Below are 13,921 nucleotides of genomic sequence, written 5' to 3' on the forward strand. Positions count from 1 at the left end.
CTCACTCTCCCGTGGTGAACTCAAAGACCTGGGTTCCAGGACGGCTCAAGCGAATGAAAGAGGTGGAGCTGGGCCAGGTCTGGACGCTGTACGCAGCAATTCGATTTTCGGAAAGGTTGTACTTGTAGGCGTAGCTTACATAGAGCTGCCAGGCGTAGGTTCTAAGGGCTTGAAGTTCTGCTAGGCTAGCATAGCCATCAAAGTTGTAGGGTAGGGTCACGTTCCCCTGGGTCACGTTTACGGGCACGCGGTTGGGGCGGCTGGGATCCAGAAGCCCCGCGGTGTCGGTGTAAACAACCAGGTTGTTTCCCGGAAAACCGTACACCAGCGACTCGCCCTGGGGGATTCCATTCCCTTCATTGCCGGTGCCAAGCTCTACGAAGATCAACCCGCCGCCCAGGGTCTGCCAGGCCACATTATCCCCCGTAAGAGTGTCCCAAAGGACGATATTGTAGGCTGCTCCGTCCGCCCCGAGGCTCAACTGTGGATGTCCAATGACAAAGTCCGGCTTCTTGGAAACGTTCTTGATCTCATCCGCAGGGGCCTGGAGGGGGGCGGAGAAAGACGGCAGGGGTGTGGTGGAGCTTGAGGCGCTCTCCGCCCGGTTGGCTCCCCGGGCCACCACCCGGTAGAAGTAGGTCTGGCCGGGGGTAAGGTCTGGAGAAGCATCCCTGAAGAAGAAGGGGCGGTCAAAGGTGCTGGTCGGACAGCTAGCGCTTCGATTCCCGCCCACCGTGCCCACCCGAACCCAATTCTGGCCGTCTGTGGAGCGTTCTATGTCAAAGGCAAAGGGGACAGCGGTAGCCGTGTAGCACCAGCGCACCTCCACATAGAGGTTGCTCCCCTCAGGGGCGGCCAGGGGCATATCCCCCACCCGGCCCTTGCCCAGGGGCACGGTGAGGGTGAAGGGGGTCTTGATGTCGTAGAAGCCCACGGCCTGGGTCAGGGTGATGGCTGTAGCTGCCACCTGGGTGGGGGCGCTTACCGTGTTGTTCTGGGTAGAAGCGGTGTTCAAAAAGGTCACGGGGAGGATGTAGTGGCTACGGTTGTTATTGAAGTCGTAGGCCACGACCTCCAGGTAAACCCTCTCCCCATCGGTGTCTCCCAAGCCCGCCACTTGGGAGCCGGTAAGGGTCTGGTTACCGGTATCCTCTGTGTTGGCAAATAATCTCCGGCTGGAAGTGGTTGTTTGACTCAGGAAGGCTGAACCTGGGGTGCGGCCCAGAGCCACATATATAAAGCGCATGGGCTTCACGTAGTCCTTGGAGGTGTCCACCTGCACCCGGAAGGGAATAGTATCGGTGAAGGTCTGGCCCTCCAGGGAAGCAGTGCCGTTTTGGGTGATTATCAGCGTAGGAGGTGTGGTAGTGGCGCTCTGGTCAAAGGCTGGCCTTTGGATCACGGTGACGCTGGGCATGTCCGGTACGCGGATGCCCTCCAACACACTCCCCGCCATACCGGGCTTTTGAACCTCGAGGCGGTAGACCCCCTCAGGAAGCCGATCCAGGGCAAAGCGACCTTCTGCATTTGAGGTAGCAGTGTGTATCAGGGTACCCTGGAAGTAAAGGCGTAGGGTGGCCCCTTGCACCGGAGCCCCGGCCCCCTCGCTCAGAATTATCCCGCTCAGGTTATGAGATCCCGTAGGAAGCACTTCTAGCGTAAAGTTCACCGACTTGATGATGGAACCTGCAGTCCCCTTGAGCGTGATGGGGTAGTTCCTCGCTTCGACCGAACTACCCACAGCGATGGTCAGGGTTTGGGTTACCGGAACCGTCCCCGTCACCCGCACGCTGGTAGGGGAAAGGCTGATACCCTCTGGGGCACCCTCCAGGGAGAGGCCAACCTCCCCTGTGAAGCCGTTTTTCGGGGTAATGGTGAGCTGGAGGGTTTTGCTACCTCCCTGCTGCGCCACCAGGGTGGGGGTGGTGGAATCCAAGCTCAGGGTAAAGTCAGAGGAAAGGTCATTCCTCGGGCCCGAGCACGCCGCAAGTAGCAAGACCAACCCCATCAGAAGGGGGAAAAACAGATCTCTCACAAGAAAACCTCCCCAAACGAACTGGGCTTACCCAAGCTGTTACACTTCTGTCCTTCTCTCTAGCCTCTGAAAGAACCTTACCCGGGTTCAGCGTTACGCCCTGGCCAGCCAATAGGTTCACTTCCACAGCTCGAGGATCCACCTCCTGGCGGACGACACAAGATCAGGCCTGGGCTTATTTGGAAGCAGGCCTCCAGGCAGCATTTGCCCTGGTGTTAGCACCCTGCCATCGTGATGCGGAGATGTGTGGAGACGGTAGGAAGCAGGCTCCACACCTGACTCTCCTAGCAGATCCACAGGGTGACCATGGAGGGACTTGCCTTGAAGATCCGCTTCTTTGCTCTGGCCCACAACCTGATGCTCTTGCCGAAGGACGCCATTTAGGCAACAACTCGGGTTCGCATAGCTCTCGGCCATTACTGAGCCTCTCTGTTTGGCGTATTCGCCGGACGCTTTGTACCATCACTTTAGTCTTCTTGTCAAGGCTCTGTAATCGGTCAATACATTTGAGACTCCAGGGGAACCGACACCTCCTGTAGCTTAGCCAGGTACTCCACCGGCGCCAACCCCCCCAGGGCCATGTGCGGCCGGTGCAGGTTGTAGTGCTCCAGATAACCCTCCAGCTCCCCTTGAATAGCCTCTATCCCCAGCGGTAAAGCCCGCGTGTAAAACTCATCCCGAAACGTCCGCTGCAGCCGCTCTACCATCCCGTTCAGCTTCGGACTCCTCGGCGGCAAAACAAAAAGCTCTATCCCCAATACCCGACAACCCTCCTCAAACTCCGCCATGAACTCGCTGCCCCCATCCACCTGGATCGCACGGATGACACAAGGACATCGCCGCACCAGCTGCTGCAGAAAATCCAGCGCCGTCTTAGCACTCGCCCGGCTGTACACCCCCGCCGTCCCCCAGCGGCTTACCGTGTCCACCGCCGTAAACTGCCGCAGACCCGTCCCGTCCCCCAGATCCACCCACAGCGTATCCACCTGTACCAGATCCCCAGGCCGCAGCGCCGTGTACTCCGCGGGCTTCCTCCGGGCATAGGGCCGCTGGCTCTTCCTGCGCAAACGGGCCTTACGGTTTCTGGCCAGGAAAGCGCTCACCGGCTCCACCCGGCCGCTTCGCTCCAGGTAGCTCAGGATGCGTCCTACCGTGCGTTCGCTTAGGGTGTAGCCCTCTCTGTGCAGTCTCTGCCCGATGCGCCAGCGGCCCCAGGTGGGGTTTTGTTTGCGCAGCCGCTCTATGCGTATGAGGACATCGGGTTTCCAGTGTACCTTCCGGCGCAGCTTCCTGGGTTTGCGGCTTTTGGGTTTGAGGCCGGCAAGGTCTTGTTCTTCGAGTCTTTTTTTCCAGCGGTGGTAGGTGGCCTTGCTGATGCCTACCAGCTTTTGGACTTCGTCCCAGGGAACTTTCTTTTTTCTGAGGGTCTCTACCAGTTTGAGCTTCCGCAGGCGCTCGGCCACGACGGGGTCGCCGGCGCCTGCTTGTTCGAGCTGGCTGGCTTGGTTGGCGGCTTTGAGCAGGGGTTTTCCAACTGTAGTAAGCTGCATCTGGGGGAACCTCCTTTCCAGAGTCGGTTCCCCCTATTCTCTTTCGCTCAGAGTCTCACATGTATCCGGCCGAGCACAGGCTCTGTAATTGATTAACTATTCGCTACATGCTGTAGCTCTACTTGAAAATTACGCTACCACCCTGCCTTCCTGAACCGGAAACAGGCTGTAACGTCGGATCATCTCCGGCAGGCTCGAGGTGTTTTAGATCGAGCTACAACGATTACTTGTGGCGCGGGATTTCAACCACACATAACCCGATGTACTTCAAGGCTTCTACAGCGAATTTTAGCGCTCGATAACCGGTGAAAACCCATCTGTTGCAGCACTTTGCTGTGCTGTGTTGCTTCGCGCGACTGTCAGCAGCTTCTCCTCGAATGATCGCAGGGTGCAGACGGTCATTGAAAACAGCGCTGAGAGTGCCTCGCAGCGATCATCGGGTACATCTGCCAGCACCATGAAGCAATGATCGGTATCAAGCCCCAGAAGGCGTGCAAACTTCGAATACTTGGCTACATGCTGCTGGTAGTCACCAGACTTGGCCTCAATCCAGTAGATGGCCGATCCCATGGCGGCCAGGATGTCGAGTTCGAAGTCGTCGCCGTTGGGTAGGATGATCTGGGGATTGATAAGATACTCGAATGCCAGTTTCCCACTGACCTCCGAGCTAACCTGGGCATAAACAGCTTTGACTTTCTGCAGAATAAAGCGCTCGAGCCATTGTCCACCGAAAAAGCGCTGGGCTTTTGGCAGGGTGGTGGTCTTTGCCTTAATCAGGTAAGTGGGCGATCGGAAGTATTGATATTGCTCTAGGAAGGCAACCTCGTAAAGCCGTGTGCAGAATTGGCAAGCGGAACTGATATCCTGCTGCGGGCGATCTTTCAGGCTTTCGGTGATTTGCGCCCCAGTCTGCATGGCCCGTTTGATCTTGCCAAGAAGACCTGCAAGGGCGTCGTAGCGTTCCCCGAGGAACAGCGACAGACTATCAATAACCTGGTCAGCTGCATCTTCGGCAGGGCGAACTTTGATCTGGATTCCTCGAGCCTTAAGGAAAGGCTCCAGGATTGGGAGCGATGGGGCATTGGAGTTACGGCTCGGTGGTTCCAGGCTACCCTTTTCTATGTCGCTGTGACTCTGGGAGTAAGCAAGGTTAGTGGTGCGCTGTTGACTAGCCTGCGCGACCATTTGTTCCAGTGCAAGGGCAATCCGTTCAAGCAGAGCCTCGATTCGATCGTTGTTCATTGTTCTATCTGCAAAACGACGACTTTGCGACTGGTGTCTGAAACGCTACTCGCAAAGCCGCCAAACCTCGTCTTTCTCGAGCCGGATGGTTTTGAAAAGCGCGGGGCTGTTGCCCAGCACCGGTGTGGCCTTGAAGTCGGCACTACTGGCAGGCAGCGAGAGGAAGGTGCGGGGTTCGCCCTGTACCTGGCCCAGGATTACGTTGTTGCGGTAGACGTATACCGTGCGGTAGGTGCCCTGGCAGCGGCTGTTATCCACCGTCAGGTTGAAGGTGGCCGGGCGCAGGGCGTTGGGGGCGCAGGCGCAGAGCAAAGCCGTGAGGGTCAGCAGGGCGTACACTCCAGTGGTTCGCATCGCTCCTAGTATGGCACAGGCCGGTTTGTCAGGGGCACGGGGGCAAGCGTACACTGAGCCCATGTTGTTTGAACGCAGCCGCCTCGAGGCCCTCGAGGCCCAGAACCTTGCACCCTATGCGGTTAAGTCGGGCCAGAGCCGGGGCCGTGAATACCCCGAGCCCGAGTCGCGCTACCGCACCCCCTTCCAGAAAGACCGCGACCGGGTCAACCACACCACCGCCTTCCGGCGCTTGCAGTACAAGACCCAGGTGTTTGTGAACTTCGAGGGGGATTACTACCGCACCCGCCTCACCCACACCCTCGAGGTAGCCCAGGTGGCCCGCTCCATTGCCCGCGCCCTGGGGCTGAACCCCGAACTCACCGAGACCATCGCCTTTGCCCACGACCTCGGCCATCCGCCCTTTGGACACTCCGGCGAGGCGGTGCTGGACGGCCTGATGCAAGGGCACGGCGGCTTCGACCACAACAAGCAGTCCATGCGCATCGTGACCTACCTCGAGCAGCGCTACCCCGGTTTTCGCGGTCTGAATCTGTGCTGGGAGACCCGCGAGGGCATCGTCAAGCACGAGACCCGCTACGACCTGCCCGATGCCGAGGGCTACGAGCCGCACCTGCGCCCCAGCCTCGAGGCCCAGATTGTGAACCTTGCCGACGAGATCGCCTACAACGCCCACGACCTCGACGACGGCCTGCGCTCGGGGCTTTTAGTGCCCGGCCAGCTCTGGGAGGTCGAGCTTCTGCGGGACTTGCTGGGGGAACTGAGTATGCACCCCGACCGCTTCGACGAGATGAGCCGCCGAATTTTTATCCGCGAGCTGCTGGGCCTGATCATCACCGACACCATCACCGCCACCCATGCCCTGCTCGAGCAGCACCGGATCGATAGCCTCGAGGCCGTTCGCCAGCACCCGGCCCCCCTGGCGGTTTATTCCCAGACCCTCACCCGGCAACTGGAGGAGCTGCGCGACTTCCTGTATGCCAACCTGTACCACCACTACTACGTGGTACGGCAGGTGGGCAAGTCGCGCTTTGTGCTGGAAAAGCTCTTTGAGGCCTACACCCAGGATCCCCGCCTCCTGCCTCCCCAGGTGCAAAAAGCCGCCGAGAGCGAGGGCATCCACCGCGCCGCCTGCGACTACATCGCCGGCATGACCGACCGCTTTGCCCTGGACGAGTACGCCCGGCTCTTCGAGCCGGAGTTTCACCGCTGAGCTTTTCTAACGCCTTTGCGGCACGAGCTATACAAAACGTCATATGTGCGGGGTAGACTGGAAGGGTGGAAAACCTAGAAGCCAGCTTTGAAGACCGCTTTGCGGCCCGCACTCAGCGCATCCAGGCCTCGACCATCCGCGAGATTCTGAAGCTCACCACCCAGCCGGGTTTCATCAGCTTTGCCGGGGGGCTGCCGGCGGCCGACCTGTTCCCCATAGATCGCATCGGCGAGGCCACCCAGCGCATCCTGCGCGAGCAGGGGGCCCAGGCTTTGCAGTACAGCACCACCGAGGGCTACCTACCCCTGCGGGAGTGGATTGCCAGCCGCGTGCCCGGGGCCACCCCCGAGAATGTGCAGATTGTCTCGGGCTCCCAGCAGGGCCTCGACCTCATCGGCAAGGTTCTGATTGACCCCGGCTCGAGGGTGCTGGTGGAGGCCCCCACCTACCTGGGGGCGCTGAGCGCTTTCAACCCCTACGAGCCCGAGTATGTCTCGGTTTCCATGGACGACGAGGGGCTGGAGCTGGGGGCGCTCGAGGCCGCCCTCAAGGCCCGCCCCGTCAAGTTTATGTACGTGCTGCCCACCTTCCAGAACCCCTCGGGCCGGCTGATGGGCCTGGAGCGGCGCAGGGCCCTCGTCGAACTGGCCCGCAAGTACCAGACCCCCATCCTGGAAGACGACGCCTACGCCGAGCTGTACTTCGACGGGAAGCCCCTGCCCACCCTGTATGCCCTCGACCACGCGCTGGGCGGCGGCAACGTGATCTATCTCAGCACCACCTCCAAGACCCTGGCCCCCGGCCTGCGGGTGGCCTGGGTGGTGGGGCCCCGGCCGCTGATTCAAAAAATCACCTTTGCCAAGCAGGGCGCCGACCTGCACTCGCCCACCCTGAACCAGATGCTGGTTTACGAACTGGTGCGGGATGGGGCCTGGTACGGGGCGCAGATTGATAGAATCCGCCAGACCTACCAGACCCGCTGCCACTGGATGCTTGAGGCCCTGCAACAGTACATGCCCGAGGACATCGGCTGGATTGTGCCCAGAGGGGGGATGTTCTTCTGGCTCACGGCCCCCGCGGGGCTGGATAGCCTCGAGCTTCTCAAAAGGGCTGTGGAGGAGAAGACGGCCTTTGTGCCGGGGCAGCCCTTCTTTGCCGATGGCAGCGGCAAGAACACCCTGCGGCTTTCGTACTCGAGCGCCTCGCGCGAACAGATCGAGGAAGGCCTCCAGCGCCTGGGCCGGGCCATCCACCGGATGCTGGGCCGGGCCCCGGTGTAGCCCAGGCTGCATTTGACCGGCGTGGGCCAGCCCGGCCCCACCCGGTATAATGCGCCCTGGAAAACCAAAGCTGCCTGCAGGCGGCGTTTTATGGTGGAGACTGTCAAAGGTCTCTGCCGTTTGTTATGTTGTGGGGGGGTTTATACCGGAGCAATCTATGGTGGTCGCTATCATCGTCGCTTTTGTGGGAGCTCTTACCGCACCCTGGCTCCACCGCTGGCTGGGCCATGCGGCGGGCTGGGTGCTGGCCCTGCTGCCGCTGGGCCTTGCGTTCTACTTTGCCAGCCTGCTGCCGGAGGTGGTGGGGGGCCAGACCCTGCGGCACAGCCTGGCCTGGGTGCCCAGCCTGGGGGTCAACTTTTCCTTCTACCTGGATGGGCTTTCGCTGCTGTTCGCCCTGCTCATCACCGGCATCGGCACCTTTATTGTGATCTACTCGGGCGGTTACCTGAAGGGCCATCCCGACCTGGGCCGGTTCTACCTGGTCATCCTGCTCTTCATGGCCTCCATGCTGGGGCTGGTGCTGGCCGACAACATCGTGACCCTGTTTGTGATGTGGGAGCTGACCAGCCTCACCTCGTACCTGCTGATCGGCTTCCACCATAGCGAGTTCAGGTCGCGCCGGGCCGCCACCCAGGCTTTGCTGGTGACGGCGGGTGGGGGGCTGGCCCTGCTGGCCGGGCTGATTCTTCTGGCCCTCATGGGCGGTTCGCTGGAGATCTCCGAGCTGCTGGGGCAGGGCCAGCTCCTGCGCGAGCATCCGCTCTATCTGCCCGCCCTCATCCTGGTACTTTTGGGGGCCTTTACCAAGTCGGCGCAGTTCCCCTTCCACTTCTGGCTGCCCAATGCCATGGAGGCCCCCACCCCGGTCTCGGCCTACCTGCACTCGGCCACCATGGTCAAGGCCGGGGTCTACCTGCTGGCCCGGCTGCAGCCGGCCCTGGGCGGCAGCGAGGTCTGGAGCAGTACCCTGATGCTCTTCGGGCTGGCCACCCTGCTCACCGGGGCCACCCTCACCTTCCGCCACACCGACCTCAAGCGCCTGCTGGCCTACTCCACGGTGGCCGCGCTGGGGGCGCTGGTCTTCCTGATCGGGCTGGTGCCGCTTACCGACTACTACGCGGCCATGGGCTTTGCCACCTTTTTGCTGGCCCACTCGCTCTACAAGGGCGGGCTCTTTATGGCCGCGGGCGCGGTGGACCACGAGGCCGGCACCCGCGACATCACCCAGCTCGGGGGCCTTTTCCGGGTGATGCCCCTTACCGGGGTGGCGGTGGTGCTGGCCGGGCTTTCGCTGGCCGGGCTGCCGCCGGTGCTGGGCTTTATCGGCAAGGAAGTGCTGTATGTGGCCGCGCTGCAGGCGGCCCCGGCCTGGGTGGTGGGGCTGGCGGTGCTGGGCTTTGCCGTGGGGGCCATGCTGGCGCTGCTGCTGGTGGTGCCTTTCTTCCGCGGCCAGCCGCCGCAAAAGGTGCACGAGGGGCCACCCAGCCTGTGGCTGGGGCCCTTGGTGCTGGCGGGCCTGGGGCTGTTGCTGGGCTTGTTTCCGGGGCTCTACAACCCCCTGGCCGATGCGGTCGCCAGCGCGGTCAAGGGAAAGACCGTGGCCTACCACCTGAAGCTCTGGCCCGGCTTCAATCTGGCCTTGCTGCTGAGCCTCCTGACGGTGCTCTTAGGGGTGGGGTTTTACTTCCTCTACCCCCGCTTGCAGGCCTGGATGGCACAGGAGCCCATCCCTGGCCCGGAAAACGCCTATGTGGCCCTCCTGCGCGGGCTGATGCGGCTGGCGGCAGGGGTCGAGCGCCTGCTGCAGAGCGGTTCGCTGCGGGCTTACCTGGCCTGGATCTTTGCGGGGCTGGTGGGCCTGGTGGGGCTGGCCCTCTTTCGCGGCGGCGCGCTCTTCTGGCCGGCGGGGGCCTCGAGCCCCAGGCTCGAGCAGGTGCTGCTATTAGCCCTGATGTTCCTGGGGGCCATCGGGGCGCTGCGGCTGCGCTCGCACCTGGCCATGGTGGTGGTGCTGGGCCTGGTAGGGGCGGGGGTGGCCCTGGTCTTTTTGCTGCAAAACGCCCCCGACCTCTCCATCACCCAGTTTTTGGTGGAGACCCTGACCGCCATCCTGATCGCTTTGGTGCTGTTGCAGATCCGAAGCATCGGGCCGGTGCCCCGTGGGCGCTGGCTGGACAAGGGGCTGGCCCTGGGCCTGGGGGGGGTGGTGACCCTGCTGATGCTGGGGATGCTGGCCCAGCCGTTTGAACCCCACCTGAGCCAGTTTTTTGCCCAGAAAAGCCTGCCCGAAGGCTTTGGGCGCAACATCGTGAACGTGATTCTGGTAGATTTCCGTGGCCTGGACACCTTCGGCGAGATTACCGTGGTGGGGCTGGCCGGCCTGGGGGTCTGGGCTCTTTTGAAACGCCGGCGGCGGGAGGAGCAGCCATGAACACCCTGATACTCAAGACCACCTCGAGGTTCCTCTTCACCCTTCTGCTTCTGCTCTCGGTCTTTTTGCTCCTGCGCGGCCACAACGAGCCGGGTGGGGGCTTTATCGGGGCCCTGGTAGCGGTGGGGGCCTATGCGCTGTTTGCCCTGGCGCATGGGGTTTCGGCCGCCCGTAAGCTTCTGCCCCTGCCCCCTTTGCGGCTGGTGGGCTGGGGTCTGCTGGTGGCCCTTCTGAGCGCCTTGCCGGCCTTGCTGCTGGGCCGCCCCCTCATGACCGGGCAGTGGTTCAGCCTGCTGGGTGTGAAGCTGGGCACCCCGATCCTCTTCGACATCGGGGTCTACCTGACCGTGTTTGGGGCGCTGCTCTCGGCCATTTTTGGGCTCGAGGAGGCTGCACACCATCCTTCGGAGGATGCCTGATGGAGATCTTGCTGGCATTTTTGGTGGGGGGCCTGGCTGCGGTAGGGGTTTATCTGATGCTCCGGCCCCACCTGATACAGTTTCTGATCGGTTTTCTGGTGCTGGGCAACGCCGCCAACCTGCTGATCTTTACCGCAGGCCGCTTGGGCAGCCAGTTCCCGCCCTTGGTGCAGCCCAGCGGTGCGGTGCTGGAGCCCTACGCCAACCCCCTGCCCCAGGCCCTGATCCTCACCGCCATCGTGATCGGCTTTGCCCTGGCGGCCTTTGGCATCGTGCTGTTCTACCGGGCCCAGCAGGCCCTGGGCACCCTGAACGCCGAGACCATCCTCGAGGCACCTGATGTGTCCCCGGCCCCCTCACCGGTGGACGAGCTGCCCACAGAGGGGGTGCGCCGATGAGCTGGCTCCTGGTGCTGCCCTTGCTGGTGCCGCTCACCACCGGCATCCTGTGCCTGGTGCTGCCGGGCCGCACCGCCCAGCGGGTGCTGGGCCTGGCGGGGGCCCTGGGCCTGCTGGCTGCGGGCCTGGCCCTGCTGGCCCAGGTTCAGCGCCAGGGCATCCAGGCCGTACAGATTGGCAACTGGCCCGCCCCCTTCGGCATCACCTTTGTGGCCGACCACCTCTCGGCTTTGATGGTGCTGATCAGCGGGGTGGTGGCGGTGGCGGTGGCCCTTTTTGCCCTGGCCGAAAACGACCAGGCGCGTGAGGGGCTGGGCTACTACGCCCTGGGCCATCTGCTATTGTTTGGGGTGAACGGGGCCTTCCTGACCGGCGACCTATTTAACCTCTACGTATGGTTCGAGGTGCTTTTGCTGGCCTCCTTTGTGCTGATGATTCTGGGGGGCAGCAAGGCCCAGCTCGCGGGCGGGGTCAAGTACTTCGCGGTCTCGCTTCTGTCCTCGATCCTCTTCCTGGTGGCGGTGGGCCTGCTGTACGGGGCGACCGGGGCCCTGAACATGGCCGACCTGGCCCTCCGGGTGGAAAGGGTTCATCCGGGGCTGCTCACGGCTTTGTCCATGCTGTTTTTGGTGGCCTTTGGGCTGAAAGCCGCGGTTTTCCCCTTTTTCTTCTGGCTACCGGCCTCCTATCCGGCCCCACCCGCCATGATCTCGGCCCTTTTTGCCGGGCTTCTGACCAAGGTGGGGGTGTACGCCCTGATCCGGGTCTTCACCCTTATCTTTACCCACGACACCGGGTTTACCCATAGCCTGATCCTCTGGGTTGCCGGTTTTACCTTGCTCCTGGGGGCGCTGATGGCGCTGGCCCAGGGGGAGCTAAGGCGGCTTTTGTCGTTCCAGCTGGTGAGCCACATCGGCTACATGCTGATGGGCCTGGGTATTCTGACCCCGCTGGCCCTGGCCGGCTCGGTGTTTTATGCGCTCAACCACATGATTGTGATTGCCGCGCTCTTTTTGTTAGCGGGCCTCTTGCAGCGCTTGCAGGGCACCACGGTGCTGGTGCGGATGGGCGGGCTGTACGGGCCTTATCCCTGGCTGGCGGTCTTGTTCTTGCTGCCGGGGCTCTCGCTGGCCGGGCTGCCGCCTTTTTCCGGCTTCTGGGCCAAATATACGCTGGTGGCCGCCGGACTGCAGGCCGGGCAGTACGGGATTGTGGCGGTGGCCCTGCTGGTGGGCCTGCTGACCCTGCTCTCGATGGGGCTGGTCTTCGCCGAGGTGTTTTGGAAGAAGGCCCCGGAGGGGGCCAGGGCGGCCCCAGGGGGCCTGGGTGGGCGGGTGCTGCCGGTGGGCCTGCTGGCGGTTCTGACCCTGGCGATTGGGCTGTGGGCCGAGCCGCTTCTGAGCCTCTCGCAGGCCGCCGCGCGAGAACTTCTGGAGCCGGCCGGGTACATCCAGGCGGTGCTGGGGGTGAGCCGATGAGGGCTTTTGTCTACAACGTGGTGCTGACCATCTTCTGGATGGCCGTGACCGAAGCCTTTACCCTCGAGAACTTTCTGGTGGGCTTTGTCATTAGCTTTCTGATCCTGCTCCTGGCCCGCCCGCTCTTCGATGCCCCCTCGAGGCGCTACTTCACCCTGGCCTGGAAGCTGCCCCGCTTCGTCCTCCTGATGCTGTGGGAGATCGTGCTCTCGAGCCTGCGGGTGGCCCAGGCGGTGCTCTCACCCCGGATGCCCATCCAGCCCGGCATTATCGCCTACCCGCTGGAAGTCAAAAGCGACCTCGAGATCACCCTGCTGGCCAACCTGATCACCCTCACCCCGGGCACCCTGAGCCTGGACGTCTCCTCCGACCGCAAGGTGCTCTATGTGCACGGGATGTTTGTGGACGATGCGCAAAAGGTGATCGAGTCTACCCGCGAGAGCCTGGAAAAAGCTGTCCTGGAGGTGACCCGATGAGTTTTCTGGAGGTCATGCTGCTGGCCCTGATGCTAACCCTGCCCTTCGCTCTGTACCGCCTGGTGAAAGGGCCGACCCTGCCCGACCGGGTGGTGGGCCTCGACCTGATCACCACACTATCGGTGGCGCTGGCTGCGCTGTATGCCCTGGTGAGCGGCCAGACCGCTTTTTTGGACGTGGCCATTGCGCTGGCCCTGTTTGCCTTTTTAGCCACATTGGGGCTGGCCCGCTACATCGAGTACCGGGGCCACAAGGGGGACTGAGATGCTTGAATGGCTGGTGTATATCCTTGTGCTGGTTGGGGTGTTCTTTCTGTTCATCGCGGCCATCGGGGTGGTGCGGATGCCCGACCTCTACAACCGTATGCACGCCACCTCCAAGGCCGGCACCCTGGGGGTGGGCCTGATTCTGGTGGCGGTGGCGGTGTTCTATCAGGAGCTTTCAGTGGCGGCCCGCGCGCTTTCGACCCTGGCCTTTATTGTCCTGACCGCGCCGGTGGCCGCCCACGCCCTGGGCCGCGCGGCCTACCTCTCGGGGGTCAAGCCCTGTGAGGACACCTACATCGACGAGCTGGCCGGGCACTACCAGGCCAACCACAAGCTCGAGTCGGTGGATACGGAGGCTACGCAGAGAAGGATCTAGTCTCCCCGCCCCGGGTGGGAACGGGATGTGACTGATTGGCAAGCCCTCATGCAATTTGGGGTGGCTCGAGGTATCACGGTCTGGATGATGCGCGTTCTATTCTGCTGCCTGGTGGCCTTGCTGGCCCTGTCGGCCTGTGCGCCCAGCCTTACCGAGGTGCGGCGCTTCGATTTGATCGTGCAGAACCAGTGCACCGGCCCCAACCAGACGGTGTTTTTTTACATCAACGGAGAGTTTATCGGAACCGTGCGAGGCTCAAAGCTCTTTCCCAGTCTGCGCGAAGGCCGCTACGAGCTACGGGCCGAGGGCACCCAGCCCGGCCAGCCCGGCCATCTGCGCTTCAGCCGCACGCTGGTGCTCAACAAAGACACCGTCTGGACGCTGTGCCCGTAGCGCCGGT

At 62.5% G+C, this 13,921-nt stretch carries 13 protein-coding genes and 1 pseudogene; 10 read left to right on the forward strand and 4 right to left on the reverse strand.

The genetic code is table 11. The features are described from left to right. Position 1 precedes the first annotated feature (1 nt). The 4 genes and pseudogenes from MTAI_RS03255 to MTAI_RS03270 form a co-directional block, all read right to left on the reverse strand. Complete coding sequence (locus MTAI_RS03255) at positions 2-2,008, reverse strand: carboxypeptidase-like regulatory domain-containing protein (protein WP_223299729.1); 2,007 nt, start codon at positions 2,006-2,008, stop codon at positions 2-4. Positions 2,009-2,497: 489 nt separating this feature from the next. Continuing rightward, positions 2,498-3,585 (reverse strand): annotated as a pseudogene (locus tag MTAI_RS03260) (integrase core domain-containing protein). A gap of 288 nt (positions 3,586-3,873) precedes the next feature. After that, positions 3,874-4,827: a hypothetical protein gene (locus tag MTAI_RS03265; protein WP_027887437.1), complete on the reverse strand. Its 954-nt coding sequence runs from the start codon at positions 4,825-4,827 to the stop codon at positions 3,874-3,876. Positions 4,828-4,872: 45 nt separating this feature from the next. After that, positions 4,873-5,181: a hypothetical protein gene (locus tag MTAI_RS03270; RefSeq protein ID WP_155915724.1), complete on the reverse strand. Its 309-nt coding sequence runs from the start codon at positions 5,179-5,181 to the stop codon at positions 4,873-4,875. Between the two features lie 61 nt (positions 5,182-5,242). Between MTAI_RS03270 and MTAI_RS03275 the strand changes: the two genes are divergently transcribed. From MTAI_RS03275 to MTAI_RS03320, 10 genes are all read left to right on the forward strand, one after another. Further along, the gene (locus tag MTAI_RS03275) at positions 5,243-6,394 is read left to right on the forward strand and encodes a deoxyguanosinetriphosphate triphosphohydrolase (protein WP_027887439.1); all 1,152 of its coding nucleotides are present in this window, start codon (positions 5,243-5,245) and stop codon (positions 6,392-6,394) included. 65 nt (positions 6,395-6,459) lie between these two features. Next, positions 6,460-7,674, forward strand: a complete 1,215-nt coding sequence (locus MTAI_RS03280; RefSeq protein WP_027887440.1) for an aminotransferase-like domain-containing protein — start codon at positions 6,460-6,462, stop codon at positions 7,672-7,674. A gap of 157 nt (positions 7,675-7,831) precedes the next feature. Continuing rightward, positions 7,832-10,108: a putative monovalent cation/H+ antiporter subunit A gene (locus MTAI_RS03285; RefSeq protein ID WP_027887441.1), complete on the forward strand. Its 2,277-nt coding sequence runs from the start codon at positions 7,832-7,834 to the stop codon at positions 10,106-10,108. Beyond that, positions 10,105-10,527: a Na+/H+ antiporter subunit B gene (locus MTAI_RS03290; protein WP_027887442.1), complete on the forward strand. Its 423-nt coding sequence runs from the start codon at positions 10,105-10,107 to the stop codon at positions 10,525-10,527. The genes MTAI_RS03285 and MTAI_RS03290 overlap by 4 nt, the downstream gene beginning before the upstream one ends. After that, entirely contained in the window at positions 10,527-10,925 is a 399-nt protein-coding gene (locus MTAI_RS03295) for a sodium:proton antiporter (RefSeq protein WP_027887443.1), read from the forward strand. The genes MTAI_RS03290 and MTAI_RS03295 overlap by 1 nt, the downstream gene beginning before the upstream one ends. Continuing rightward, positions 10,922-12,403, forward strand: coding sequence for a Na+/H+ antiporter subunit D (locus tag MTAI_RS03300; protein WP_027887444.1), 1,482 nt, complete (start codon positions 10,922-10,924; stop codon positions 12,401-12,403). The genes MTAI_RS03295 and MTAI_RS03300 overlap by 4 nt, the downstream gene beginning before the upstream one ends. Continuing rightward, positions 12,400-12,879 (forward strand): Na+/H+ antiporter subunit E, encoded by a 480-nt coding sequence (locus tag MTAI_RS03305; RefSeq protein ID WP_027887445.1) that lies wholly within the window; start codon positions 12,400-12,402, stop codon positions 12,877-12,879. The genes MTAI_RS03300 and MTAI_RS03305 overlap by 4 nt, the downstream gene beginning before the upstream one ends. Further along, positions 12,876-13,142, forward strand: a complete 267-nt coding sequence (locus tag MTAI_RS03310; protein ID WP_013013149.1) for an MrpF/PhaF family protein — start codon at positions 12,876-12,878, stop codon at positions 13,140-13,142. Before MTAI_RS03305 ends, MTAI_RS03310 begins: the two co-directional genes overlap by 4 nt. A gap of 1 nt (position 13,143) precedes the next feature. After that, positions 13,144-13,521, forward strand: coding sequence for a monovalent cation/H(+) antiporter subunit G (mnhG, locus tag MTAI_RS03315; protein ID WP_027887446.1), 378 nt, complete (start codon positions 13,144-13,146; stop codon positions 13,519-13,521). A gap of 27 nt (positions 13,522-13,548) precedes the next feature. Next, positions 13,549-13,914, forward strand: a complete 366-nt coding sequence (locus tag MTAI_RS03320; RefSeq protein ID WP_223299784.1) for a hypothetical protein — start codon at positions 13,549-13,551, stop codon at positions 13,912-13,914. Positions 13,915-13,921 lie beyond the last annotated feature (7 nt).

The organism is Meiothermus taiwanensis WR-220 (genome assembly GCF_003568585.1).
Classification (GTDB): domain Bacteria; phylum Deinococcota; class Deinococci; order Deinococcales; family Thermaceae; genus Meiothermus; species Meiothermus taiwanensis.